We start from the raw sequence: 1,596 nt of genomic DNA on the forward strand, positions 1-1,596 counted from the left end.
GTCGCGTGTCTGCCGAGGCGCCGACGCAGTGTTCATGTGCGCCATGGCCACTTATCATCGCTGGCCAACCGACTTTTTCCCCATACTCGACGGCACCGTGCGCGCGGCCGAAGCAGTCGGCGCCAGGCTCATCGTGCTCGGAAACCTCTACGGTTACGGCAAGAATGGCGAGAGCCCGCTGCGCTCCGACATGCCGCTGGATCCGAATTCGAAGAAGGGAACCGCCAGGACGATCATGTGGCAGCGGGCGGCCCGTGCCAGCGTGCCGGCGATCGAGATACGCTCCAGCGACTATCTCGGGCACGGCGCGATCAGCTACTTCTCGCTGATCGCCCTGCCCTCCATCATCGAGGACCAGCCCGTCGCCTTCATTGGCGACCTCGACGCCACCCATGCCTGGACCTTCACCAAGGACGTCGCCAGGACGCTCGTCGCGGCCTCCCGCTACACCGGCGAATGGGGACGGGCGTTTCATGTCCCCTCCCAACACGCCTCCCCCAACGAACTCATCCGCAAAACCGCGGCGATGCTCGGCCGGGATATTGCCGAGACGCACTCCTACTCCATCCCCGAGATGGAAGCGCTGGGCATGCATGAGCTGATCGAGATGACGTATCTCTTCGAGAGCCCCCTGCTGGTCGATTCCTCCGACGCGGAGACGCTTCTGGGCGTTAAGGCCAGCAGCCTCGAGGAGATGATCGCCGACACGCTACGTGATCACCTTTGAGCCCTGCATCCCGCGCAACTGAAAAAGCCCGCTCCTTGCGGAACGGGCTGAAGACGGCGGGCCGGACTGGAGGTCAGGCGGCCCGCAATTGTTCTTGTTCTATTCGAGATAGCCGGACGGATCGACCGGCGCCGAGTTCTTGCGCACTTCGAAGTGCAGCTTGGGCGAGTCGGTGGTGCCGCTCATACCGGACAGCGCGATCTCCTGGCCGCGCTTGACCTTCTGGCCGCGCTGCACCTCGATCGAGCTTGCATGGCCGTAGACGGTGACCAGGCCGTTCTCATGCCGCACCAGCACGGTGTTGCCGAACTCCTTGAGACCGTCGCCGGCATAGATGACGACGCCGTTCTCGGCTGCCTTGATCGGCGTTCCTTCCGGCACCGCGATGTCGACGCCGTCCTTGCCGGAGCCGAAGCTGGAGATCACGCGGCCGCGCACCGGCCAGCGCATCTTGCCGATGCCGGTCGCATCGGGCGCCTCGGCGTTGTCGTCCTCGGCCTGCTGGATGACCTTGGCATCCTTCTTAGGCGGCGTGTAGGAGGCGAGCGTCTCGGTGGTCTTCGCCGGCGGCGGCGTCGTCGCCGTCGTCACCGGATCGACCGCGGGCTTGGCGGTGGTGGCCGCCGGCTTGGCAGCCGCCACGACCGTGCCGCCGGCCGGAACCTTGAGCGTCTGTCCGATCTTGAGCAAACCGTCCTGCATGCCGTTGGCCTGCTTCAGCGTCATGACGCTGATGCCGGTCTTCCTGGCGATCGACGACAGCGAGTCGCCCTGCTGGACAGTATAGGTGCCTCCGGCGCCGGCAGGCTTTGCCTCGGCAACCTGCGGCGCGGGCTTGGGGTTCTTGGAGCCCGTGGCCGCAGCAGACG

2 protein-coding genes are annotated in these 1,596 nt (G+C 65.7%); one reads left to right on the forward strand and one right to left on the reverse strand.

Annotation, left to right across the window (positions count from 1 at the left end):
* Positions 1-727: oxidoreductase (locus tag EOA27_RS35770; protein WP_127258649.1), on the forward strand; the 727-nt coding region annotated here is incomplete at its 5' end.
* A gap of 99 nt (positions 728-826) precedes the next feature.
* On the opposite strand, the gene EOA27_RS35775 is transcribed toward EOA27_RS35770, so the two are convergent.
* The coding region (locus EOA27_RS35775; protein WP_145970808.1) for a M23 family metallopeptidase at positions 827-1,596 on the reverse strand (770 nt) is incomplete at its 5' end.

It is taken from the genome of Mesorhizobium sp. M2A.F.Ca.ET.037.01.1.1 (genome assembly GCF_003998075.1).
In the GTDB taxonomy this organism is placed as follows: Bacteria; Pseudomonadota; Alphaproteobacteria; order Rhizobiales; family Rhizobiaceae; genus Mesorhizobium.